The sequence below is a fragment of the Radicibacter daui genome (assembly GCA_030657355.1).
Lineage (GTDB): Bacteria > Pseudomonadota > Alphaproteobacteria > Radicibacterales > Radicibacteraceae > Radicibacter > Radicibacter daui.
On sequence record CP131056.1, the window covers coordinates 2,225,581 to 2,247,758 of the forward strand.

The 22,178-nt window shown below is 63.8% G+C and carries 21 protein-coding genes; 14 read left to right on the forward strand and 7 right to left on the reverse strand.

Annotated features, from left to right (window positions below; translation table 11 throughout):
• Positions 1-41: 41 nt before the first annotated feature.
• Together trpE and QTL98_RS10450 are read right to left on the reverse strand one after the other, a co-directional pair.
• Complete coding sequence (gene trpE / locus QTL98_RS10445; protein ID WP_445678428.1) at positions 42-1,583, reverse strand: anthranilate synthase component I; 1,542 nt, start codon at positions 1,581-1,583, stop codon at positions 42-44.
• A 38-nt stretch (positions 1,584-1,621) separates the two neighbouring features.
• Positions 1,622-3,547, reverse strand: coding sequence for a peptidyl-prolyl cis-trans isomerase (locus QTL98_RS10450; protein ID WP_445678429.1), 1,926 nt, complete (start codon positions 3,545-3,547; stop codon positions 1,622-1,624).
• A gap of 229 nt (positions 3,548-3,776) precedes the next feature.
• On the opposite strand from QTL98_RS10450, the gene tpiA reads away from it, so the two are divergent.
• The 14 genes from tpiA to QTL98_RS10520 all read left to right on the forward strand — a co-directional run bounded on the left by tpiA (position 3,777) and on the right by QTL98_RS10520 (position 18,623).
• Complete coding sequence (gene tpiA / locus QTL98_RS10455) at positions 3,777-4,523, forward strand: triose-phosphate isomerase (protein WP_445678430.1); 747 nt, start codon at positions 3,777-3,779, stop codon at positions 4,521-4,523.
• A gap of 161 nt (positions 4,524-4,684) precedes the next feature.
• Positions 4,685-5,059 (forward strand): preprotein translocase subunit SecG, encoded by a 375-nt coding sequence (secG, locus tag QTL98_RS10460; RefSeq protein WP_445678431.1) that lies wholly within the window; start codon positions 4,685-4,687, stop codon positions 5,057-5,059.
• A gap of 140 nt (positions 5,060-5,199) precedes the next feature.
• Entirely contained in the window at positions 5,200-6,843 is a 1,644-nt protein-coding gene (pyrG, locus tag QTL98_RS10465; protein ID WP_445678432.1) for a CTP synthase, read from the forward strand.
• Between the two features lie 57 nt (positions 6,844-6,900).
• Positions 6,901-7,749 carry a 3-deoxy-8-phosphooctulonate synthase gene (gene kdsA, locus QTL98_RS10470; protein ID WP_445678433.1) on the forward strand — a complete coding sequence of 283 codons (849 nt, stop codon included), beginning with the start codon at positions 6,901-6,903 and terminating at the stop codon, positions 7,747-7,749.
• 30 nt (positions 7,750-7,779) lie between these two features.
• Entirely contained in the window at positions 7,780-8,337 is a 558-nt protein-coding gene (locus QTL98_RS10475) for a DinB family protein (protein ID WP_445678434.1), read from the forward strand.
• Between the two features lie 194 nt (positions 8,338-8,531).
• Complete coding sequence (gene eno, locus QTL98_RS10480; protein WP_445678435.1) at positions 8,532-9,812, forward strand: phosphopyruvate hydratase; 1,281 nt, start codon at positions 8,532-8,534, stop codon at positions 9,810-9,812.
• Positions 9,813-10,063: 251 nt separating this feature from the next.
• Complete coding sequence (locus tag QTL98_RS10485; protein ID WP_445678436.1) at positions 10,064-10,429, forward strand: FtsB family cell division protein; 366 nt, start codon at positions 10,064-10,066, stop codon at positions 10,427-10,429.
• Positions 10,430-10,731: 302 nt separating this feature from the next.
• On the forward strand, positions 10,732-11,733 hold the full coding sequence (gene pdhA / locus QTL98_RS10490; RefSeq protein WP_445678437.1) for a pyruvate dehydrogenase (acetyl-transferring) E1 component subunit alpha: 1,002 nt from the start codon (positions 10,732-10,734) through the stop codon (positions 11,731-11,733).
• 41 nt (positions 11,734-11,774) lie between these two features.
• Positions 11,775-13,208: a pyruvate dehydrogenase complex E1 component subunit beta gene (locus QTL98_RS10495; RefSeq protein WP_445678438.1), complete on the forward strand. Its 1,434-nt coding sequence runs from the start codon at positions 11,775-11,777 to the stop codon at positions 13,206-13,208.
• Between the two features lie 32 nt (positions 13,209-13,240).
• The gene (locus tag QTL98_RS10500; RefSeq protein ID WP_445678439.1) at positions 13,241-14,545 is read left to right on the forward strand and encodes a pyruvate dehydrogenase complex dihydrolipoamide acetyltransferase; all 1,305 of its coding nucleotides are present in this window, start codon (positions 13,241-13,243) and stop codon (positions 14,543-14,545) included.
• Between the two features lie 152 nt (positions 14,546-14,697).
• On the forward strand, positions 14,698-16,095 hold the full coding sequence (gene lpdA, locus QTL98_RS10505) for a dihydrolipoyl dehydrogenase (protein ID WP_445678440.1): 1,398 nt from the start codon (positions 14,698-14,700) through the stop codon (positions 16,093-16,095).
• 192 nt (positions 16,096-16,287) lie between these two features.
• A complete protein-coding gene (gene lipA, locus QTL98_RS10510) occupies positions 16,288-17,244 on the forward strand; it encodes a lipoyl synthase (RefSeq protein ID WP_445678441.1) in 957 nt (318 codons plus the stop codon).
• A 41-nt stretch (positions 17,245-17,285) separates the two neighbouring features.
• Positions 17,286-17,762 (forward strand): type II toxin-antitoxin system RatA family toxin, encoded by a 477-nt coding sequence (locus QTL98_RS10515; RefSeq protein WP_445678442.1) that lies wholly within the window; start codon positions 17,286-17,288, stop codon positions 17,760-17,762.
• 81 nt (positions 17,763-17,843) lie between these two features.
• Complete coding sequence (locus QTL98_RS10520; protein WP_445678443.1) at positions 17,844-18,623, forward strand: SDR family NAD(P)-dependent oxidoreductase; 780 nt, start codon at positions 17,844-17,846, stop codon at positions 18,621-18,623.
• Positions 18,624-18,632: 9 nt separating this feature from the next.
• On the opposite strand, the gene QTL98_RS10525 is transcribed toward QTL98_RS10520, so the two are convergent.
• From QTL98_RS10525 to QTL98_RS10545, 5 genes are read right to left on the reverse strand one after another with little or no spacing between them, the layout of a single operon-like run.
• Positions 18,633-19,436, reverse strand: a complete 804-nt coding sequence (locus QTL98_RS10525) for an alpha/beta fold hydrolase (RefSeq protein WP_445678444.1) — start codon at positions 19,434-19,436, stop codon at positions 18,633-18,635.
• Between the two features lie 60 nt (positions 19,437-19,496).
• The gene (locus QTL98_RS10530; RefSeq protein ID WP_445678445.1) at positions 19,497-19,796 is read right to left on the reverse strand and encodes a GIY-YIG nuclease family protein; all 300 of its coding nucleotides are present in this window, start codon (positions 19,794-19,796) and stop codon (positions 19,497-19,499) included.
• Between the two features lie 4 nt (positions 19,797-19,800).
• On the reverse strand, positions 19,801-20,301 hold the full coding sequence (locus QTL98_RS10535) for a CinA family protein (protein WP_445678446.1): 501 nt from the start codon (positions 20,299-20,301) through the stop codon (positions 19,801-19,803).
• A gap of 7 nt (positions 20,302-20,308) precedes the next feature.
• Positions 20,309-20,875, reverse strand: a complete 567-nt coding sequence (locus QTL98_RS10540; protein WP_445678447.1) for a phosphatidylglycerophosphatase A family protein — start codon at positions 20,873-20,875, stop codon at positions 20,309-20,311.
• Positions 20,876-20,898: 23 nt separating this feature from the next.
• Positions 20,899-22,083: a bifunctional 2-C-methyl-D-erythritol 4-phosphate cytidylyltransferase/2-C-methyl-D-erythritol 2,4-cyclodiphosphate synthase gene (locus tag QTL98_RS10545; protein ID WP_445678448.1), complete on the reverse strand. Its 1,185-nt coding sequence runs from the start codon at positions 22,081-22,083 to the stop codon at positions 20,899-20,901.
• Between the last annotated feature and the right edge of the window lie 95 nt (positions 22,084-22,178).

Consider the following 22,178-nt stretch of genomic DNA (forward strand, 5'->3'; position numbering starts at 1 on the left):
GGTGCCCCTTTCTTTTTGCGTAAAGCGCAGGCGCCACGCGATCAGGCGAGGTTGCCCTCGTAAGGCGCACGGGCGAGCTTCAGTGCTTCGTCCGCGGCGCGGAAGAGGGCACGGGCCTTGTCGCGGGTCTCCTGCTCTTCGGTTTCCGGCACGCTGTCCGCCACCACGCCGGCGCCGGCCTGGGCGTAGAGCGTGCCATCCTTGACCAGTGCAGTGCGCAGGCAGATGCAGGTATCGAGGTCGCCATTGGCACCGAAATAGCCGATGGCACCGGCGTAAACACCACGACGGCTGGTCTCGACCTCGTCGATGATCTGCATGGCGCGGACCTTGGGCGCGCCGGAGAGCGTGCCCGCCGGAAAGCCTGCCGCCAGCGCGGAGAGGGCATCCTCACCGGCCTTGATCTTGCCTTCGACGGTCGAGGAGATGTGCATCACATAACGATAGCGCTCGACCTCGAACTGGGCCGGGACCTTGACGCTGCCGATCTCAGCAACACGGCCAACATCGTTGCGCCCGAGGTCCAGCAGCATGAGATGTTCCGCCAGCTCCTTGGGGTCGGCCAGGAGGTCGCGTTCCAGCGCCTTGTCCTCTTCCACCGTTGCGCCGCGCGGACGGGTACCGGCGAGCGGGCGGATGGTCACCTTGCCGCCGCGCAGGCGAACAAGGATCTCCGGGCTCGATCCGACGATGGAGAAATCGCCGAAATTGAGATGGATGAGGAAGGGCGACGGGTTGAGGCGGCGCAGGCTGCGATAGAGCGAGAAGGGCGGCAGCGGGAAGGGAATGGAAAAACGCTGGGACGGCACGATCTGGAAGGCATCGCCCGCCTTGATGTACTCGACGCAGCGCCGAACCATGTCCATGTAGGCTTCCGCCCCGCAGTCGGAAACCGGCTCGGGCAGGCTTTCCGGCAGCGGGCCGTCAAAACGGGCTTCCTCCGGCAACGGACCGCCGAGGGTGGCGGCGACGCTGGCCAGATGGGACGTGGTCGCTTCATAGGCAGCTTCGGCGCTGATACCCGGCTTCGGGCGCACGACGGAGAAGAGCGTCACCACATCTTCCAGCCGGTCGAAGACGGCGACGACGCGCGGGCGCACCAGAATGGCATCCGGCACATGCAGCACATCGGGCTTGCTGTCCGGCACGGTGGGCTCCATCAGCCGCACCATGTCGTAACCGAGGTAACCGAACAGGCCGGTTGCCATCGGCGGCGCGCCTTCCGGCAGGTCGAGGCGGCTTTCAGCGATGAGGGCACGCAGGCTTTCGAAGGCGGGCGCCGTCTCTTTTACGAAGCCATCGGGCGTGCCGGCGGGATCATGGTTGATCTCGGCCACGCCGCGCTGGCAGCGCCAGATCAGCTCTGGCTCCATGGTGATGAAGGAATACCGGCCCCGCGTCGTACCGCCTTCAACGGATTCAAACAAAAAGTTGAAGGGCCGGTCAGCGCCCAGCTTGAGCATGGCGCTGACCGGCGTATCGGTATCCGCGATCTGACGGCACCAGACCAGCTGCTTCTTTCCGGCGTCGTAGCTGCGAGAAAAGCTTGCGAAGTCGGGGAAGATCGGCAGGGCCGCGTTCATGACCGTGATATCCGTGGTTGGTGTTTGGGGTGCGGGGGTTACTGGGTGGGGGAGGAGTAGAAGCTGTCGATGACCTGATGGTTGACCGTCACGCCGATGGTCCGGCGCAGGGCGGCACTCATTTCGGTCACCAGATCATTGCCGAGCGGGCCGGCAAGGTCCTTGCGCAGCGCCTCGACGGCATCGCCGGCAGCCTTGGGGTCGGCAGCCTTGATCTCGTCCAGCTTGAAGACATAGGAGCCGCCGTCGGCATTGATCACCGCGACGTCGCCCTGTTTGGCGGCGAACATCGCGGCGACAACCGCCATAGACGGGGCCTTCTGCTTGCTGGCATCAGCCGGGGCGTCGGCCAGCTGACCATCGCGCTTGACCGGGCCGAAGGTCACGACATCGCGGTTCTGTTCGGCCGCGGTGGCCGAAGCGGAAGCGCCGTCGCGCATCTTGTCGGCCACCTGCTGGGCGAGCGAGCGGGAGCGCTTCTGCTGCTCGTCCTTGCGCCAGTCGGCCAGCACCTGCTCGTGCACTTCTTCCAGCGGGCGGGCTGCCGACGGGTCGATGCTGTCGACGCGGCCGAGATAGAGCGAGTTGCCCCCGGCATCGATCACGTCGCTGACCTGGCCGTTATCGACGGCAAAGAGCGCCGGAATGACGGTCTGGGCATCGGTGAGGCCCTGAACCGGCTTGCCGGACTTGTCGTCGCCCTTGCTGTCGGCGGTAACTGTGATGATCTCGGCACCGGCGGTCTTGGCGGCGTCTTCCAGGCTGGAGCCGCCGGCAATGTCGTCCTGCATATGCTGGATCATGGTGCCGAGTTCGTCAGACGCCTTTTCGTGCGCCAGTTCCCTGGCAAGGGCATCCTTGACCTCGGCCAGCGGCTTGACGGCACTCGGGGTGATCTTGCGCAGGGCGATCACGTGCCAGCCAAAGGCACTGTGCACCGGATCGCTGATCCCGGCGGCGGGCAGCTTGAAGATGGTGTCGGCGAGCTCTGCCGGGAAACCGTCCTGGCTCAGATCGTCGGCATCGCTGATGACGGCATCCGGCGCACCGGCAGCTTCTGCAGCGGCCTTGAGGTCGCCGCCATTGCTGCGGGCGGTTTCCGCCAGCTTCCTGGCCGCGGCCTCGTCCTGAACGATGGCCTGGGAGATGCTGCGCGTCTCGTCGGTTGTGTATTCGCTCTCGCGTGCCTTGTACTCATCCTCGATCGTCTGGTCGTCGATCTTGATGCCTTCGGCAATCTTGTCGGCGGAAAGCGCGGCCACGGTCAGGTGGCGGTATTCCGGCGCCATGTAGTTCGCCTGATTGGCGTCGTAGAAAGCCTTGAGCGCGGCATCATCCGGCTGTTCGCCGACGGTAACGGCATCGTCGGGAATGAAGAGGCCGGAGGCGAGGCGGGCCTCGTTGCGATAGGTATAGATCAGCTCTGCCTGCGTCTTGCTGACGGCAGCGCCATTGGCGACCGCGCCGGCCACCTGGCTGCGCACCACGTCAGCCTTCAGCATGTCGATATACTGGGCTTCGGTGAGCTGCGCCTGATTGAGACGCATGCGGAAGGCGTTGGCGTCGAAATTGCCGTCGGCGCCCTTGAATTCCGGCGAGGCGGCGATGCGCTGGCGCAGCAGGTCGGTGCCGGCGGAAAGGCCAAGCTGCTTGGCTGCCTGTTCGAACAGCTGCTCGTTGACCAGCCGCTCCAGCGTGCTGTCGAGAATGCCGAAGGCCTTGGCCTGATCGAGGGAGATGTTCTGCCCCAGCGCGGCGCTGACACGGCGCAGCTCGAAATTCAGCTGCGTGTTATATTCCGGCAGCTTGATCTCGTGATCGCCAATCTTGGCCACGATCTGGTCGCCGGTGCCGCGGTTGCGGAACACATCACCGATGCCCCAGACCGCGAAACTGGCGACGATGAGGACAAAAAGGCCCTTGATGATCCAGGAAGTGGCCTTCGATCGGATGGCTATCAACATGTCGCGGTGGCGTCCCGGCTTGTTTAGTGGGGGGCGAAATCCCGGCCAGATCATTGATTTTTCGTCAAAAATCGAAACGGGTGCCCCGAAAGGTGGCGGGCATCATATCGGCAGCTTCGGGGCGCGGCAACACGCCGTGGCGCTGGAAATTGGAGGCCATGACTGATAAACCCCGTGCCCGGACCTCATAGTGAGGCTTTTTCAGGCTCAAGACAGGGGACATGACAGCATGTCGCGCAAGCTTATCGCCGGTAACTGGAAGATGAACATGACCCGCGCCGAGGGTGTGGCGCTCGCCAGCGAACTGGCAGCGCGCCTGAAGGCGGCTTCGCCGGCCGGATTCGATATGCTGGTCTGCCCGCCGGCCACGCTGGTGGCGCCGGTGGCCGATGCGCTGGCCGGTACGGCGCTTGCCGTGGGCGGTCAGGATTGCAGCGCGCATGACAAGGGCGCACATACCGGCGATACCAGCGCGGCGATGCTGAAGGATCTGGGCGCCGGCTTTGTGCTGGTCGGCCATTCCGAGCGCCGCACCGATCACAAGGAAACCGACGCCGAAGTCGCCGCCAAGGCCGAAGCCGCCTGGCGCCATGGCCTTGTCGCCGTGATCTGCATCGGCGAGACCGAAGCCGAGCGCGATGCCGGCAAGACGCTTGCTGTCTGCTCGACCCAGCTCGCGGGCTCCATCCCGGCGGGTGCCACCTCTGCCAACACCGTGATCGCCTATGAGCCGGTCTGGGCCATCGGCACCGGCCGCACGCCGACCGCGGCGGACGTTGCCGAGGTGCATGCCCATATCCGCAAGGAGCTGGCCGGCAAGGTCGACAACCCGGCCGCAACGCGCGTTCTCTATGGCGGTTCGGTCAAGCCGTCCAACGCTGCCGAGCTGATGGCTGTTGCCAATGTCGACGGCGCTCTGGTCGGCGGTGCGAGCCTCAAGGCCGATGATTTCTGGGGAATTGCCGCCGCCGTTTGATGCCCGGAATGCCTGACCTGACAATATCCAGTATCAAGGGTACTGGAATTTGTGGTCAGGGGGCGTTATGTAGTGCCTCAATTAATCCGGCGAGGAGGTGGCGCGCTGCGGTCTGACCGGTCATTCGCGCGCTGCCTCCTTGGCATTTTCTGGTTTGGGCCATGACTCAAGTTGTTCTGATCATCCATCTTCTTCTTGCGCTGGCCCTGGTTGGCGTCGTGCTGCTTCAGCGCAGCGAGGGCGGTGCTCTCGGCATGGGCGGTGGCGGCGGTGCCGGCGGTTTCATGTCTGCACGCGGGCAGGCCAACCTGCTGACGCGTACCACGGCCATTCTGGCCGGTGCCTTCATGATCACCAGTGTTGTTCTGGCGCTGCTGGCGGGTCACCGCACCAGCGGCTCCGGTTCCATTGTGGACGGTATTCCCGCCCCGGCAGCGAGCGCCCCTGCGGTGCCGGCCGACGGTAGTGCCGCTCCGGCGACGGGTGAACCGGCCGCTCCGGCGTCCGGCGCTCCGGCAGTGCCGCTTTCGCAGTAACCCTAGTCGGTTCTGGTAAGTTCAGGCCCCGGGCGAGATACGGTAACGGCGATCTCGCCCGAGGGCTCTGTCATGTTTGATCCCGGGCAGTAAGGTCCGGGGTTCGTTTTGTTGTTTGGAACGGCGGAAGACGACGATCCATGGCGAGCAAAGATACCAAATTCATCTTCATCACCGGTGGCGTGGTTTCCTCGCTCGGCAAGGGGCTGGCATCGGCCGCACTTGGAGCGTGCCTTCAGGCACGCGGCTACAAGGTGCGTCTGCGCAAGCTTGACCCGTACCTGAACGTCGATCCGGGCACGATGAGCCCGATCCAGCACGGCGAAGTGTTCGTGACGGATGACGGCGCGGAAACCGATCTCGACCTCGGCCACTATGAGCGCTTTACCGGCGTTGCCGCCCGCCAGGGCGACAATGTGACCACGGGCCGCATCTATTCCGAGGTTCTGGCCAAGGAGCGCCGCGGCGACTATCTGGGCGCGACCGTACAGGTCATCCCGCACGTCACCGACATGATCAAGGAATTCATCGGCTCCTACGCCGGTGAAGAAGATTTCATGCTGTGCGAGATCGGCGGCACGGTTGGCGACATCGAGAGCCTGCCGTTCCTCGAGGCCATCCGCCAGTTCCGTAATGAGGTGGGGGCTGCCCGCAGCCTCTTCATGCATTGTACGCTGCTGCCCTATATCCCGACCGCCGGCGAACTCAAGACCAAGCCGACCCAGCACTCCGTCAAGGAGCTGCTTTCCGTCGGTATCCAGCCGGACATCCTGCTGTGCCGTGCCGACCGCGATATTCCCGAAGGCGAACGTCGCAAGATCGCGCAGTTCTGCAACGTCAAGCCGTCGCGCGTCATCGCCGGTCTGGATGTCGACACCATCTACCGCGTGCCGATCAGCTACCACAATGAGGGTCTGGACCGCGAAGTGCTGTCCTATTTCGGCCTGCCGTACGAGAGCGAGCCGGACCTTAGCCTTTGGGAAGAGATTGCCCAGCGCGTGCGTGAGCCGGAAGGCACCGTGCGCGTCGGTTTCGTCGGCAAGTATGTCTCGCTGCCGGATGCCTACAAGTCGATTATCGAAGCCCTCAACCATGGCGGCATCGCCAACCGGGTGAAGGTGTCGCTCGAATGGGTCGATGCCGAGGAAGTGGAGAGCACCGAGGACCTGGCCGGCATGCTCGGCCAGTACAATGCGCTGCTCGTCGGCCCCGGCTTCGGTGTGCGTGGCTCCGAAGGCAAGATCCGTGCGGCGCGTTATGCCCGCGAGAACAAGCTGCCCTATCTCGGCATCTGCTTCGGCATGCAGATGGCGGTTATCGAGGCGGCACGCAATCTTGTCGGCCTTGAAGGCGCTTCCTCGACCGAGTTCGGCCCGTGCGACAATCCGGTGGTCGGCCTGATGACCGAATGGTCGAAGGGGAACCGGGTGGAGCGCCGCGATGGCAAGTCTGACCTCGGCGGCACCATGCGCCTCGGGGCCTATGAGTGCGTGCTGCAGCCGGGCTCGCAGGTGCGCGAGATCTACGGCAAGGACATGATCTCCGAGCGTCACCGTCATCGCTACGAGGTGAACGTCAATTACCGCGAGGCGTTCGAGAAGGCTGGCCTGCGCTTCTCCGGCATGTCGCCCGACGGCGTGCTGCCGGAAATCGTCGAATATCCGGACCATCCCTGGTTCGTGGGCGTTCAGTTCCATCCGGAGCTGAAGTCCAAGCCGTTCGACCCGCATCCGCTTTTCACTTCCTTCGTCAAGGCCGCGCTGGACCAGTCCCGCCTCGTTTGAGGCGGTGATCGGCCGGCTGCTTGAATCGCCGGTTTTTCAAACGGAGTAGTTCGAGATATGGCTTCCGCCATCACCACGGTTAATGTCGGTTCGCTCAGCATCGCCAATGACCGGCCGTTTACCCTGATTGCCGGCCCTTGCCAGATCGAGGGTCGCGATCATGCGATGATGATGGCGGGCGCACTCAAGGAAGCGACCGAGAAGCTGGGTATCGGCTTCATCTACAAGAGTTCCTACGACAAGGCCAACCGCACCTCCGGCACCGCTGCTCGCGGCGTCGGCATGGAAAAGGGCCTCAAGATCCTTGAAGAAGTGCGCCAGCAGTTCGGCTGCCCGGTGCTGACCGATGTTCACGCCGCCGACCAGTGCGCGGCAGTGGGCGAGGTGGTCGACGTTATCCAGATCCCGGCCTTCCTGTGCCGGCAGACGGATTTGCTGCTGGCGGCTGCCGCCACCGGCAAGGCCATGAACATCAAGAAGGGCCAGTTCCTCGCGCCATGGGACATGGCCAATGTTGCGAAGAAGGTGGCCGACGCCGGCAATGACAAGGTCATGCTGTGCGAGCGCGGCGCTTCTTTCGGCTACAACACGCTGGTCTCCGACATGCGCAGCCTGCCGATCATGGCGCGCACCGGCCACCCGGTGATTTTCGACGCCACCCACTCGGTGCAGCAGCCGGGCGGGCAGGGTGCCTCCAGCGGCGGTCAGCGCGAGTTCGTGCCGGTGCTGGCCCGTGCTGCCCTGGCCATCGGCGTGGCCGGCGTGTTCATGGAAACCCATGAGGACCCGGACAACGCCCCGTCGGACGGCCCGAATATGGTGCCGCTGACCAGGGTGCCGGGACTGCTGGCACTGATGAAATCCTTCGACGAGCTGGCCAAGGCCAATCCTGTCGATATCGGCTGAGGCACCACGGGCAGGCGGGAGGAGAGCAACATGTCGCACTCGATGCTTCTGGCTCTTGCCCGCAACAACACCCTTGCCAACTTCCGCCTCTATGAGGCTGTGGGACAATTGACGTCCGGCGCGGTGAAAGCCCGCCGGACTTCTTTTTTTCCAAGCATCTTCAAGACGCTCTGTCACATCTTTGAAGTCGACCGCTATTACCATGATGCGGTGATAGCGGGCGGGCTTGCGCCGCAGCTGCTGGCCGACTGGCAGGCGGAAAGGCGTGCCTTCGATGATTTCACCGCCCTGCGGGCCGGGCAGGCAGCGATGGACCGGAGTCTGGTCGCCGCGACAGAGGCATTGGGGGCGGACGGGATAGACCGGGAGGTTTTGCTGCTGCGCTCGGGCGGGCGTATCTTTCGGGAGCGGGCAAGTGACGTGCTGCTGCATATCTTCACACATGACATTCATCATCGCGGACAAGTGCATGCGATGATGGCCGGAACGGCTGTTCCACCGCCGCAACTCGACGAGTTTTTCCTGAAGCAGGATGCTCCGTTTCGGGGAGTGGAAATGGCGGCGCTGGGGTTTGAAGAGCAGGCTTAGCGCCACCAGTCAGGTTCTTTTTTACGGTTGCGATTGTTTTTTGTTGCCGGTTTCAGTCCTTTGCGTTTTCTTTCGCGCCAGACGGTGCTGACAAGGGATGCCGGCAAGGCAACCGCAAGGCAACGAGCCGCCTTCAGGGGCGGGTCAAAAGGGGGCCGGCAAGGCCACCCATTTTCATCCAAGAGGGAAGCGCAATGAGCGAAATTATCGACATCCAGGGCCGCGAAATTCTCGACAGCCGCGGCAATCCGACGGTCGAGGTGGATGTCACCCTCGATACCGGCGCTTTCGGTCGCGCCGCTGTGCCGTCCGGCGCTTCCACCGGCGCCCATGAGGCGATCGAGAAGCGCGACGGCGACAAGAGCCGTTATGGCGGCAAGGGCGTGCTGCAGGCTGTCGATGCCGTGAACACGGAAGTCTATGACGGCATCACCGGCATGGATGCCTTCGACCAGCTGGCCATCGACCGTGCGCTGCTCGACCTCGACGGCACCGAGAACAAGGGTCGCCTCGGCGCCAACGCCATCCTCGGTGTCTCGCTCGCCGTTGCCAAGGCTGCCGCCCAGGAAGCCGACCTGCCGCTCTACCGCTATATCGGCGGCACCTTCGCCCGCACCCTGCCGGTTCCGATGATGAACATCATCAATGGCGGCGCGCATGCCGACAACCCGGTCGACATCCAGGAATTCATGATCATGCCGGTGGGTGCCGACAGCATCCGCGAGGCCGTGCGCTGGGGCTCCGAGATCTTCCAGACCCTCAAGGGCCTGCTGAAGGCTGCCGGCCAGGGCACCAATGTGGGTGACGAGGGCGGCTTCGCCCCGAACCTGAATTCGTCCGACGAAGCGCTCTCGATCATCATGAAGGCGATCGAGAAGGCCGGTTACCGCCCGGGCGAGGACGTGTTCCTGGCGCTCGACGCGGCCTCCACCGAGTTCTTCAAGGACGGCAAGTACAACTTCGCCGGCGAAGGCGTGGTGCGCGGCCAGGACGAGATGGTGCGCTACTACGAAGACCTGATCGCCCGTTACCCGATCATCTCCATCGAAGACGGCCTTGCCGAAGACGACTGGGATGGCTGGAAGGCCCTGACCTCGGCCATCGGCAACAAGTGCCAGCTGGTGGGCGACGACCTGTTCGTGACCAACCCGAAGCGCCTGCGTGACGGCATTGCCAAGGGCACGGCCAACTCCATCCTCATCAAGGTGAACCAGATCGGTTCGCTTTCCGAGACGCTGGATGCCGTCGAGACCGCCCACAAGGCGTCCTACACCGCCGTCATGTCCCACCGCTCCGGCGAGACCGAAGACAGCACCATTGCCGATCTCTCCGTCGCTACCAACTGCGGCCAGATCAAGACCGGTTCGCTGTCGCGCTCCGACCGTCTTGCCAAGTACAACCAGCTCATCCGTATCGAGGAAGAGCTGGACACGGCGGCGATCTATGCCGGCCGTTCGATCCTGCGCCGTCGCTGATCTGCGATAGCGGCCTGACAGGCTGAAAAGAAAGGGGCAGGGCGCCCGGTGCGCCTTGCCCCTTTTTCTGTCCGCGCCTCCGGCCTGCGTCACAGGGGCGCACGCATCCCTCTTCAGCCCGGTTTTGATCGATCCAGAACAAGGGGCGCCGCGGCCTTCCCTGTTGCCGGAAAGACTCACTCGAGTCGCCTCTGAAGCGCAGGATTCAAGCCGGCTTGACGGCGAGTCTGTGCTCGATTCCAATGGCTTTCATGATCATTCCTTCGATTGTCACCCGCACCCTGAAATCCAGCGTCGTTCCGCTCTTCTGCGGGGTGGTGCTGTTCTATCTCGGCTCGCATCTGGTCAATGGCGACCGCGGCATCTTCTCGATGCTCCGGCTGCGCGCCGAAGTGGCCCAGGCTGATGATGTGCTGACGAAGGAAACCGCGCGGCGCGCGGAGCTGGAACATGCGGTGGAGCTGCTGCGCCCCGACCAGCTTGATCCCGACATGCTCGACGAAAGGGCGCGCGCCATCCTCAATGTGGCGCATCCCAATGATTTCGTTCTCATGTACCCGCCCTCTGCTGCGGCGCAGCAAGATCTCGTTGTTCCGCCGACGGAAGATCCTCACTGAGCGCATGGCTGCGTTGCGCCGGGACGGGTTGCTACGGGCATAAACAGGTGGGGTTGGTACCCCCGGCATTCCACCCCATTCAAAATTGTATCCAAACACGAAATTTTCCGTCGGAAGCCTAGGATTTCTGCGATGTTGCGGCGCACACTGCCTTGAATTGGGCGAGCCCGCGCGTTAGCAAAGGTGCCGACGTTACGCCTGGTGGCGCGCCGCGATGCGCGCCGCTGCCTAAATGCCCGCATGGTGAACCGGCCGATATTCGAGCGCCGGACGCCGGGCTGATCCGAGCAGGGAGGTCCCCCTTGGCTACTAAATCGAGCGCCACCACCAAGAAGGCGGCGACGAAGGCGAGCACTGACGAGCTCCTGCATTATTACCGTGAGATGCTGCTGATCCGCCGCTTCGAAGAGAAGGCCGGGCAGCTCTACGGCATGGGCCTCATCGGTGGTTTCTGCCATCTCTACATCGGCCAGGAAGCTGTCGTTGTCGGCATGCAGGCCGTCGCCAAGCCGACCGATACGGTTGTGACCAGCTACCGTGACCATGGCCACATGCTGGCCACCGGCATGGATCCCAAGGGCGTGATGGCCGAGCTGACCGGCCGCGTGACCGGTTATTCGCGCGGCAAGGGCGGCTCGATGCACATGTTCAGCCGCGAGAAGGGTTTCTTCGGCGGCCATGGCATCGTCGGCGCCCAGGTGCCGATCGGCACCGGCCTCGCCTTCGCGCACAAGTACCGCAAGGACGGTGGCGTGACCCAGGTTTACATGGGTGACGGCGCCATCAACCAGGGCCAGGTGTACGAGAGCTTCAACATGGCGGCGCTGTGGAAGCTGCCGGCCATCTACGTGATCGAGAACAACAAGTACGCGATGGGCACCAGCCAGGTGCGCGGCGCTGCCGGTGAGCTCTTCAAGCGTGGCGAGGCCTATGGCATCCCCGGCGAGAAGGTGGACGGCATGGACGTGCTGGCCGTGCGCGCTGCTGCCGAAAAGGCGCATGACTATGTGCGCGACGGCCACGGCCCGATCATCCTCGAGATGGAAACCTATCGTTATCGCGGCCACTCCATGTCCGACCCGGCCAAGTACCGGACCAAGGACGAGGTTGAGCGCATGCGTACCGAGTTCGATGCCATCGAGCGCGTCAAGGACCTGCTCAATGAGGCCGGCGTCTCGGAAGAGAAGCTGAAGGAAATCGACAAGGAAATCCGCGCCATCGCCACTGATGCCGCCGAGTTCGCCCAGACCAGCCCGGAGCCCGATGAATCGGAGCTGTGGACTGACGTGCTGGTTGACGCCTGATCCGGCGCCGTTCGCGAACCGAAGCTACTGGAGACGACTAAATGCCGATCGAAGTGCTTATGCCGGCGCTGTCCCCGACGATGACCGAAGGCAAGCTTGCCAAATGGGTCAAGAAGGTTGGTGACAAGGTGGGCCCCGGCGACGTGATCGCCGAAATCGAAACCGACAAGGCGACGATGGAAGTCGAAGCCGTCGACGAAGGTAAAATTGGCAAGATCCTCATCGAGGAAGGCACCGAGGGCGTGGCGGTGAACACCCCCATCGCCGTGCTGCTGGAAGAGGGCGAGAGCGACGCCGATATCGGCGCCGCCAAGGCCGCTCCGGCCCCGGCTGCCGCTCCGGCCCCGGCTGCCGAGCCCGCAGCGGTTTCGACCGCTCCGGTTGCTTCTGCCGCTGCCCCGGTTTCTTCCGCGCCGGCCGGTGATTATGGCTCGCCCCGCATCGTTGGTGGCACCGTCGCCGATATCGACGAGACCAAGTACTGGGCCAAGACCAAGACGGCAACCGTCCGCGAAGCGCTCAACGAGGCTCTGGCCGAAGAGCTGCGCCGCGACAAGGACGTGTTCCTGATGGGCGAGGAAGTCGCCGAATATCAGGGCGCCTACAAGATCAGCCAGAACCTCTTGCAGGAGTTCGGTGCCGAGCGCGTCATCGACACCCCGATCACCGAGCAGGGCTTTGCCGGCCTCGGTGTCGGTGCGTCCATGGCCGGCCTCAAGCCGGTTGTCGAGTTCATGACCTTCAACTTCGCCATGCAGGCGATTGACCAGATCATCAACTCGGCCGCCAAGACGCTGTACATGGCCGGCGGCCAGCTCGGCTCCCCGATCGTGTTCCGCGGCCCGAACGGCGCGGCTGCCCGCGTTGCGGCCCAGCACTCGCAGGATTATGCCAGCTGGTACGGCCACATCCCGGGCCTCAAGGTGCTCTCCCCGTGGAGCGCTGCGGATGCCAAGGGCCTTCTGAAGGCCGCTATCCGCGATCCGAACCCGGTTATCTTCCTGGAAAACGAAATCCTTTACGGTCAGAGCTTCGAGATGCCCGACCATGAAGATTTCGTGCTGCCGATCGGCAAGGCCAAGATCGAGCGCGAGGGCAAGAACGTGACCCTCGTCGCCTACTCGATCATGGTCGGCAAGGCCATGCAGGCGGCCGAAGAACTGGCCAAGGAAGGCATCGAGGCGGAGGTTATCAACCTGCGCTCGATCCGCCCGCTCGACATCGACACCATCGTGGCCTCGGTCAAGAAGACCAATCGCCTGGTGACGATCGAGGAAGGCTGGGCTTTCAGCGGTATCGGTTCCGAGATCGCGACCCGCGTTATGGAGCAGGCTTTCGATCATCTCGACGCCCCGGTTGCCCGCGTGGCCGCCAAGGACGTGCCGCTGCCCTATGCCGCCAACCTCGAGAAGCTCGCGCTGCCGCAGTCTCATGACATCGTCGAGGCTGCCAAGGCTGTCTGCTACCGCGGCTGAACCGGCCCAGTTCCTCCAGAGGGGAAAGAGATATGGCGATCAAGATCACCATGCCGGCACTGTCGCCGACCATGACCGAAGGCAATCTTGCCAAATGGGTCAAGAAGGAAGGCGACAAGATCGAGCCGGGTACCGTTATTGCCGAGATCGAGACCGACAAGGCCACGATGGAAGTTGAGGCTGTCGATGAGGGTATCCTCGGCAAGATCGTGGTGCCGGAAGGCACCGAGGCCGTGAAGGTCAACGAGCTGATCGGCTGGATCCTGGAAGAGGGCGAAAGCGCCTCCGACATTCCGGCTGACGGCGCTGCCGCCGCTCCGGCTGCTGCTGCTCCGGCTCCGGCCAAGGCCAAGGCCGAGGCGGCTGCCGCTGCACCGGCACAGGCAGCTGCCGCGCCGGCCCGTTCCGGCGAGCGCGTGTTTGCAAGCCCGCTTGCCAAGCGCATCGCCAAGCAGGCCGGTATCGATCTGGCCAGCGTTGCCGGTTCCGGCCCGCGTGGCCGCATCGTGCGCGCTGACGTGGAAAAGGTGACGGGCTCGACCCGCCCGGCTGCTGCTGCACCGGCTGCTGCCGCTCCGGCGCCGGCCGCCGCTGCTCCGGCTGCCAAGCCGGCCGCTGCCGGTCCGGATGCCAAGGCGCTCGCCGATCTGCTCAAGATCCCGTACCACGAGGTCGCAAACAGCGGCATGCGCAAGACCATTGCGCGCCGTCTGGGCGAGTCCAAGCAGACCGTGCCGCACTTCTACCTCACGGTGGATTGCGAGATCGACGCTCTGCTCAAGCTGCGCAAGCAGCTGAACGAGCGTCACGAGATGAAGCTGTCGGTCAACGACTACATCATCAAGGCAGCGTCGCTGGCCCTCAAGAAGGTGCCGGAAGCCAACGCCTCCTGGACCGATGCCGCCACGCTCTTCTATGACCGCGTGGACATGTCGGTGGCGGTTGCCATCGATGGCGGCCTGATCACCCCGGTGATCAAGGATGCGGCGAACAAGGGCCTTTCCACCATCTCCGCCGAGATGAAGGACCTTGCGGCCCGTGCCCGTGACGGCAAGCTGAAGCCCGAGGAATTCCAGGGCGGCACCTTCTCGATCAGCAATCTCGGCATGTTCGGGATCAAGCATTTCGAGGCTGTGATCAACCCGCCGCAGGCCTGTATCCTGGCCATCGGCGCGGGCGAGCAGCGCGCGGTCGTCAAGGACGGCGCACTGGCCGTGGCGACGGTGATGTCCGTTACCCTGTCGGTCGACCACCGTGCCGTCGACGGTGCGGTCGGCGCCCGTTACCTGCAGGCGTTCAAGGCGCTGGTGGAAGATCCCACCAGCATGCTGCTCTAGGCAGCGGGAAGGGGCGGCTGCTGCCGCCCCTTTTCCTCAAAAGAAGCCAACTCCGGGAAGGCCCGCCTTCCTTCGAGCCAACCCTTGGCTGAACAGCTTTCCCCGCCCGGGACCATGAGGCCCGGACCGAGGGACGAGAGATGGGGATCAGCATGGCCGATCAATTCGACGTCGTGATCATTGGTGGCGGTCCGGGCGGCTATGTCGCCGCGGTGCGCGCCTCGCAGCTGGGTCTCAAGACCGCAGTGGTCGAGCGCGAGCATATGGGCGGCATCTGCCTCAACTGGGGCTGCATTCCCACAAAGGCGCTGCTGCGTTCAGCGGAAATCTATCACAACGCCCAGCATGCCAAGGATTACGGCCTTGTCATCGAAGGCAAGGTGAGCTTCGACATCACCAAGATCCGCGACCGTTCGCGCGCTGTCTCCAAGCAGCTCTCGGCCGGCGTGCGCGGGCTGATGAAGAAGAACAAGGTCACCGTCTATGACGGTACCGGCACCCTGGCCGGCAAGGGCAAGGTCGCCGTTTCCAAGGACGGCAAGCCGCTTGCGGATCTGGAAGGCAAGCACATCATCATCGCCACCGGTGCCCGCGCCCGCACGCTGCCGGGCCTTGAGCCCGACGGCAAGCTGGTGTGGAGCTACAAGGAAGCGCTGGTGCCGGAGACGATGCCGAAGTCGATGCTGGTCATCGGTTCGGGCGCCATCGGCATTGAATTTGCCAGCTTCTACCACACGCTCGGCGCCGAAGTGACGGTGGTCGAGGTGATGGACCGCATCGTGCCGGTGGAAGACGAGGAAGTGTCTGCTTTCGTGCGCAAGTCGCTGGAAAAGCAGGGCATGAAGATCATGACCGGTGCCAAGGTGATCGGCCTCAAGAAATCGGGCAGCACCGTGACGGCCACCATCGATGTGGGCGGCAAGACGCAGGAAATCACCGTCGAGCGCGTGATCTCCGCCGTCGGCATCATCGGCAATACCGAAAATCTGGGTCTCGAAAACACCAAGGTGAAGGTCGAGCGCAACCAGATTTCCGTCGATGGCTACTGCCGCACCGACGAGCCGGGTGTCTATGCCATCGGTGACGTGGCAGGTGCCCCGTGGCTTGCCCACAAGGCGATGCATGAAGGAATCATCTGCGTGGAAGCCATCGCCGGGAAGCACCCGCACATCATGGACCGCAGCAACATTCCGGGCTGCACCTACTGCCACCCGCAGATTGCCAGCGTCGGCCTGACCGAAAAGAAGGCCAAGGACGCCGGTTACGAGCTGAAGGTTGGCCGTTTCCCGTTCTACGGCAACGGCAAGGCCATCGCCTATGGCGATACCGAAGGCTTCATCAAGACGATCTTCGATGCCAAGACCGGCGAGCTGCTGGGGGCCCACATGGTGGGTCCGGAAGTGACCGAGCTGATCCAGGGGTACGTCATCGCCAAGACGATGGAGACCACGGAGCAGGAACTGATGCACACCATCTTCCCGCATCCCACCATCAGCGAAGCAATGCACGAAGCCGTGCTCGACGCCTACGGTCAGGTTCTGCACATCTAAGGGTCGCTCATGGCAGGCTTGCGCAGCCGGGGCTGCGCAAGCCATGCCGGGCGTGGTATGAAGCCGCCAGATAGAGGGCAGGGCTTCTTCCCGCCCTTACCACACGAGTTAAAGGCTCTGGCGCCGCGCGGCGCCAGGGCGGGGCCAGCATCAGGCGGCCCGGCAAGTTTCAAGCGACGGAGCATCAGGGACATGAGCCAGCAGCAGATCGTTCGGCTACGGCATCCCGAAAAGGCGCACAGGCCGGACAATCCGATCAAGAAAAAGCCGGACTGGATCCGCGTCAAGGCGCCGGTGAGCCGTGAGTACAACGAAGTGCGCGGCATGATGCGGGAGCTGAAGCTCTCCACCGTGTGCGAGGAAGCGGCCTGCCCGAACATCGGCGAATGCTGGACCAAGAAGCACGCCACCTTCATGATCCTGGGCGAGGTCTGCACCCGCGCCTGCGCATTCTGCAACGTCTCCACCGGCAAACCCGGCGCGCTTGATCCGGCCGAACCGGCGCATGTCGCCGAGGCCGTCGCCCGGCTCGGCCTCAACCATGTCGTCATCACCTCGGTGGACCGTGACGATCTGGATGATGGCGGCGCCAGTGTGTTCGCCGACACTATCCGCCGTATCCGTGCCGCTTCGCCGGGCACGACCATTGAAATCCTGACGCCCGATTTCAAGAACAAGCCGACGGCGCTGGATATCATCCTCAATGACCGGCCGGACGTTTATAACCACAATCTGGAAACGGTGCCGCGCAACTACCTGACCATCCGTCCGGGTGCGCGTTACTTCACCTCGCTCCAGCTGCTGGCCGATGTGAAACGCCGTGACCCCTCGATGTTCACCAAATCCGGCCTGATGGTTGGCCTTGGCGAAAGCCGTGAGGAAATCCTTCAGGTGATGGACGACATGCGCGCCGCCGATGTCGATTTCATCACCATCGGCCAGTATCTGCAGCCGACGCCCAAGCATGCAGCGGTGGAGGCATTCGTCACACCGGACGAGTTTGCCGCCTACACGCGCGCCGCCAACGCCAAGGGCTTTCTGATGGTGTCGGCTTCCCCGTTGACGCGTTCGTCCTATCTGGCTGAAGACGATTTCAAGAAGCTGCGGGCCAACCGCCAGCAGCGCCTTGGTGTCGCCGCGGCCGAATAAGCCAGTTCCTGAACCCCAACCCAGCGGGCCGATCCAGCCATATGCCGACCCACGCGGAAACCCGACATCTGCCGTTCAAACCGGCGGAGCTCTATAAACTCGTGGCCGATGTGGAGAGCTATCCGGAGTTCCTGCCCTGGTGCGTGGGTGCACGCATCCGCAAGCGCGAGCAGGAACGGCTGGGGGAGGGCATCCGCGAGGTGCTGATTGCCGATCTTGTCATCGGCTTCAAGATGGTGCGCGAGCGCTATACCTCGCGGGTCGAGCTGAATGACGGGCGTATCGACGTTGCCTACATCGAAGGACCGTTCAAGTACCTGAACAATCACTGGATCTTCAGACCAGCAGCAGATGGTGGCACCGATCTCGACTTTTCCGTCGACTTCGAATTCCGCAACCGGCTGCTTCAGGGCATCATCGGCGCGCTCTTCAATGAAGCGGTAAAGCGCATGGTGCTGGCCTTCGAGCACCGGGCCGAGGCGCTTTACAAAAAGACCGGCGGTCTGCCCTCAGAATAAATTTGCACCGGTGCCGGCGACGCTGTCGGCGCAGCCATCCCCTCAACGTCGTTTCGCATATAGGCGAATGAGGGGGAAATCATGCTGCTATCCGGCAAGGTGGCCATTCTTTATGGGGCTGGCGGATCGGTCGGCGTTGCGATGGCGCAAGCGTTTGCCGCCGAAGGTGCTGTCGTGGTTCTGGCCGGCAGACGGCAGGAGCCACTCGACGCGGTGCAGGCGCGTATCGTCTCAGCGGGTGGAAAAGCCGAGTGCCATGTGCTGGATGCACTCGATGCCGATGCCGTTGACGCTTTTGCCAGGGATGTTTTCACGCGCCACGGGTATATCGATGTTTCCTTCAATCTGATCGGTTATGGCGACGTGCAGGGGCAGGCTGTAACCGCAATGCCGCTCGATCAGTTCATGCAGCCGATCGATCTTGCCGTGCGCAGCCACGTTATTACGGCACGGGCCGCGGCGCGGCATATGCAGCCGGGCGGCGTCATTCTGGCCCTCACCGCCAATTGCGGGCGCCAGCCCTATCCCAATACCGGCGGCTTTGGCGTTGCCTGTGCCGCCATCGAGGCGCTCTGCCGCCAACTGGCGACCGAACTGGGGCCGGACGGTATCGCCGTACGTTGCATGATGTCGGCAGGCTCGCCGGATTCAGCGGGCGTTAGCGAAGTTTTCGATCTGCATGCCAGACTTGCCGGTATCGCGCGTGCAGAGATGGACCGCCGTGCCGGCGAGGGCACGATGCTGCGGCATCTGCCGGGGCTGGCCGAGGTCGCGGACGTTGCGGTGATGCTGGCAAGCGACCGGGCGCGGGCGATGACGGCGACGATTACCAACGTCACCTGCGGCCAGATAGCCGACTAGGCGGCCCGATCACTGCAGCGTCAGGTGACGCTCCAGCGCATCGCGGATGAGGCCGGGGGCTGCCAGATGCGGCAAGTGGCCTTCGGTATTGATGATTTCCAGTTTGCTGCTTGGCAGCTGTGCGGCCAGATACTGCGCAACCTCGTGCGGTACCGCGCCATCCCGCTTGGTTTGCAAAACCACCGTTGGCATCGCCACGTCCGGCAGGATGTGGCGATAGTCGCTGCGCAGGATGGCCTGCAGTGTCACAAGGGCGATATCCGGGCGCATGGCCATCAACCCTTCGCTGAAGGTCACCGCCAGCGGATCGTCGATCGGCAGGCTGGTGGCGAAAGCGGCGTAGTTGCGCGCCCATTCCCGGTAGTTGCCGGCAATCGCCTCGAAAGTTGCCGTGATGTCGCCGGGCTTCAGCCCGCCCGGATAACCGGCATCCTCCAGATAACGCGGCGAGGCGCCGATCAGGATGGCTTTGGCGAAGCGTTCCGGTTCCTTGCGGGCGGCGAGCAGGCCGATCATGCCGCTCACGGAGTGGCCGACGAAGAGGCAGTCCTTCACCTTGAAGTTTTTCATCACCACCAGCAGGTCGTCGGCGTGGCCTTCGAGCTTGCTGTGCTGCAGCGGATCGAAATAACCGGGATTGGCCGTTCCGGCGCTTGCGAGATCGTAAAGGATGACGCGATAGCGTCCCTCGAAGGCACGGGCGTAAGGCGCCCAGACCGCCTGGTTGCCGCCAAAACCGTGGGCGAAGATGAGCGTGCGCGGCCCGTCGCCCAGCACGCGGGCATTGAGGGCGGAAATCGTCGTCATGGCCATGGGAGATACATTCTCCTGCGCTGCTTTATGCCTAAAGTTAAGACTATGACCCTGCCGTTTTCATAAGCCGGAAATCGGCCCCGATGCCAGAAATTCCTTTTTCAGCCGGGCCTTGAAGGCGCGGTTGTGTTTGAGCTGCAACTCCGCGACGAGCGCTTCGGCCTTGCTGGCATAGGGCTCAGATATCCAGGCGAGCTGCCAGGGGCCACGCCCGGCGGTAAAACGGGCGCCGCCAGCCTTGCGGCCGCCATTATGCTCGGCGAGCCGGCGCTCGGGGTCGGTGCTGTAGCCGGTATAGGCAAGCTGGCCATCTGCCGTCAGCAGCACATAGACAAAATGCCCGGCGGCTTCGCTGGTCATGGCGTCAGGAATTCAGCCGCTTTTCCAGCAGGCCGAGTGCCGTTTTGGCGGTGGCGAGCCGGATGGTGGTACGGTCACCATCAAAGACGAAACGGAAGCTGCGGGTACGCCGGCCCTTGCCGGCAAAACCGATATAGACGAGGCCGACCGGCTTTTCGGCGCTGCCGCCATCCGGCCCGGCAATGCCGGTAACCGAAAGTGCGACATCCGCCAGCGAATGGCCGAGAGCGCCTTCGGCCATGGCCTCGGCCACTTCGGCGCTGACGGCGCCGTGAGCGGCAATGAGGCTAGCATCGACGCCGATGCTCTGGTTCTTCGCCTCGTTGGAATAGGTGACAAAACCGCGCTCGAATACGGCGGAGACACCGGGCAGCTCGGTCAGGCAGCCGGCGATAAGACCGCCGGTACAGGATTCCGCCGTTACCAGTTTGAGGCCGCGCTCGCCAAGAAGCGCCACCAGCGTGGTTGCCTGCCGGATCAGGTCATCGGGGAAAAGGGCGGCCATGGTCTTTTCAGCTCCCGGGCAGCAGTGCGGTCAGATCAAGCGTCAGCAGGCCTGCTGACTGCAATGCCCAGCCAACAAGCGCGGTCGCAAGGGCGGCATAGAGGCCGGCAACGATGTCGTCGATCATTACACCCAGCCCGCCGCCAATGGATTGCAGCTGAAAACACGGCCAGGGTTTGGCGATATCGAACAGGCGGAAGAACAGGAAAGCCGGCAGGATGAGCCAGGGTGATGCAAGGGCCGGCAGCAGGGCCAGCCACTGGCCGCTCACCTCGTCGATGACGATATAGCCGCCATCCTTGTCGCCGGTGCGCCGCTCGAGCGAGCCGGCAGCCCAGATGCCGATGATGAAGCTGAGCAGGACGCCGACAATCAGTCCGACAGGCCCGGTAAGGCTCATCAGGGCATAGCCGAAGGGCAGGGCCGCCAGTGATCCCCAGGTGCCGGGGGCAGGGCGCAGCAGGCCACTGCCGCCCCAGGTGGCGATCAGCGTCGCCGGCTCCAGAAAACGGATACCGTCCGGTGTTGGCCGGATGAAGCCCTTGCGCCCTGCGCCGTTCTGTTCCTGAGGCATCAAATCCGGTCCTTGTATGCGGCTCAAAGCGGCAGACGAATGGTTGCTGCGGCCTGCGCCGCCAGCCCTTCGCGCCGGCCGGTGAAGCCAAGCTTCTCCGTCGTCGTCGCCTTGACGCCGACCCGGCCGATATCGATACCGGCAATGTCAGCGATGCGCTTGCGCATGGCATCGCGATGCGGGCCGACCTTGGGCTGTTCGCCCATGATGGTGACATCGAGATGGGCGACGATGCCGCCGCGCTGCCGTACCAGCGTCACAGCATGTTCAAGGAACTGGGCGGAATCCGCGCCGCGCCACTTCATGTCCGAGGGCGGGAAATGGGCGCCGATATCGCCATCGCCGAGCGCGCCATAAATGGCGTCCGCCAGCGCATGCAGGCCGACATCGGCATCGCTGTGGCCCATCAGCCCCTGCTCATGCGGAACCTTGATGCCGCACAGGACGACGTGATCGCCCGGGCCGAAACGGTGAACGTCAAAGCCGGTCCCCATGCGGATATCGGGCAGGCGGGCAAGCAGCAGGGCTTCGGCACGCGCAAGGTCGCTTTCGGTGGTGATCTTGAAGGCGGCTTCGTCGCCGGGCACCAAAGTCACGTCTTCTCCTCCGGCCCGCAGGACTGCAGCATCATCGGTAAGGTTCTGTCCGGCAGCCGCGCGGTGGGCAGCGAGCAGCCGGGCAAAATCGAAGGCCTGCGGTGTTTGTGCCCGCCACAGGCCGTTACGGTCAACCAGCGCGCCGCAGCTCGGGCCACCTTCGGCCCGCCACAGCGTATCGACGATGGGCAGGGCTGCAATAGCACCCGGGGCGGTTTCAAGGGCCGCCAGCAACCGGTCGATAACCTCCGGCGGCAACAGGGGGCGGGCAGCGTCATGCACCAGAACGCGCTGTGGCGGCACACTCTCCGCAGCCAGCGCTTCAAGGCCGAGCAGGACGGACTGCTGCCGCTCGGCGCCACCTGCAACGGGAGCGCCCACGGGCAGGCCGGCCACGGCCCGGTGATAAGGCTCGCTCATGGCCGGGTTGATGACGATGCGCACCTCATCAATGGCCGGATGGGCGCAGAATACAGCTGCCGAGCGCCTGAGCACCGGCTCTCCGAGCAGGGGCAGGTACTGCTTGGGCAGCGGACCGCCGAAACGGGCCGCACTGCCGGCGGCAACCAGCAGCGCAACGGTGCGGGTGCTTGGGGTCGATGTTGACGTCACTCGTATCGATCTCTGGGCTTGCAGGGCGTGGGGTCGGATTCCGGTATGCGGAATTATGGATGGCGGCTGTCTTAGCATGCGGGCAGGTGCTTGCG

Coding starts and splice junctions, on each gene's coding strand:
- trpE (WP_445678428.1), bottom strand. CDS start 1,583: ATGAACGCGGCCCTGCCGATCTTCCCCGACTTCGCAAGCTTTTCTCGC.
- QTL98_RS10450 (WP_445678429.1), bottom strand. CDS start 3,547: ATGTTGATAGCCATCCGATCGAAGGCCACTTCCTGGATCATCAAGGGC.
- tpiA (WP_445678430.1), top strand. CDS start 3,777: ATGTCGCGCAAGCTTATCGCCGGTAACTGGAAGATGAACATGACCCGC.
- secG (WP_445678431.1), top strand. CDS start 4,685: ATGACTCAAGTTGTTCTGATCATCCATCTTCTTCTTGCGCTGGCCCTG.
- pyrG (WP_445678432.1), top strand. CDS start 5,200: ATGGCGAGCAAAGATACCAAATTCATCTTCATCACCGGTGGCGTGGTT.
- kdsA (WP_445678433.1), top strand. CDS start 6,901: ATGGCTTCCGCCATCACCACGGTTAATGTCGGTTCGCTCAGCATCGCC.
- QTL98_RS10475 (WP_445678434.1), top strand. CDS start 7,780: ATGTCGCACTCGATGCTTCTGGCTCTTGCCCGCAACAACACCCTTGCC.
- eno (WP_445678435.1), top strand. CDS start 8,532: ATGAGCGAAATTATCGACATCCAGGGCCGCGAAATTCTCGACAGCCGC.
- QTL98_RS10485 (WP_445678436.1), top strand. CDS start 10,064: ATGATCATTCCTTCGATTGTCACCCGCACCCTGAAATCCAGCGTCGTT.
- QTL98_RS10495 (WP_445678438.1), top strand. CDS start 11,775: ATGCCGATCGAAGTGCTTATGCCGGCGCTGTCCCCGACGATGACCGAA.
- QTL98_RS10500 (WP_445678439.1), top strand. CDS start 13,241: ATGGCGATCAAGATCACCATGCCGGCACTGTCGCCGACCATGACCGAA.
- lpdA (WP_445678440.1), top strand. CDS start 14,698: ATGGCCGATCAATTCGACGTCGTGATCATTGGTGGCGGTCCGGGCGGC.
- lipA (WP_445678441.1), top strand. CDS start 16,288: ATGAGCCAGCAGCAGATCGTTCGGCTACGGCATCCCGAAAAGGCGCAC.
- QTL98_RS10515 (WP_445678442.1), top strand. CDS start 17,286: ATGCCGACCCACGCGGAAACCCGACATCTGCCGTTCAAACCGGCGGAG.
- QTL98_RS10520 (WP_445678443.1), top strand. CDS start 17,844: ATGCTGCTATCCGGCAAGGTGGCCATTCTTTATGGGGCTGGCGGATCG.
- QTL98_RS10525 (WP_445678444.1), bottom strand. CDS start 19,436: ATGGCCATGACGACGATTTCCGCCCTCAATGCCCGCGTGCTGGGCGAC.
- QTL98_RS10530 (WP_445678445.1), bottom strand. CDS start 19,796: ATGACCAGCGAAGCCGCCGGGCATTTTGTCTATGTGCTGCTGACGGCA.
- QTL98_RS10535 (WP_445678446.1), bottom strand. CDS start 20,301: ATGGCCGCCCTTTTCCCCGATGACCTGATCCGGCAGGCAACCACGCTG.
- QTL98_RS10540 (WP_445678447.1), bottom strand. CDS start 20,875: ATGCCTCAGGAACAGAACGGCGCAGGGCGCAAGGGCTTCATCCGGCCA.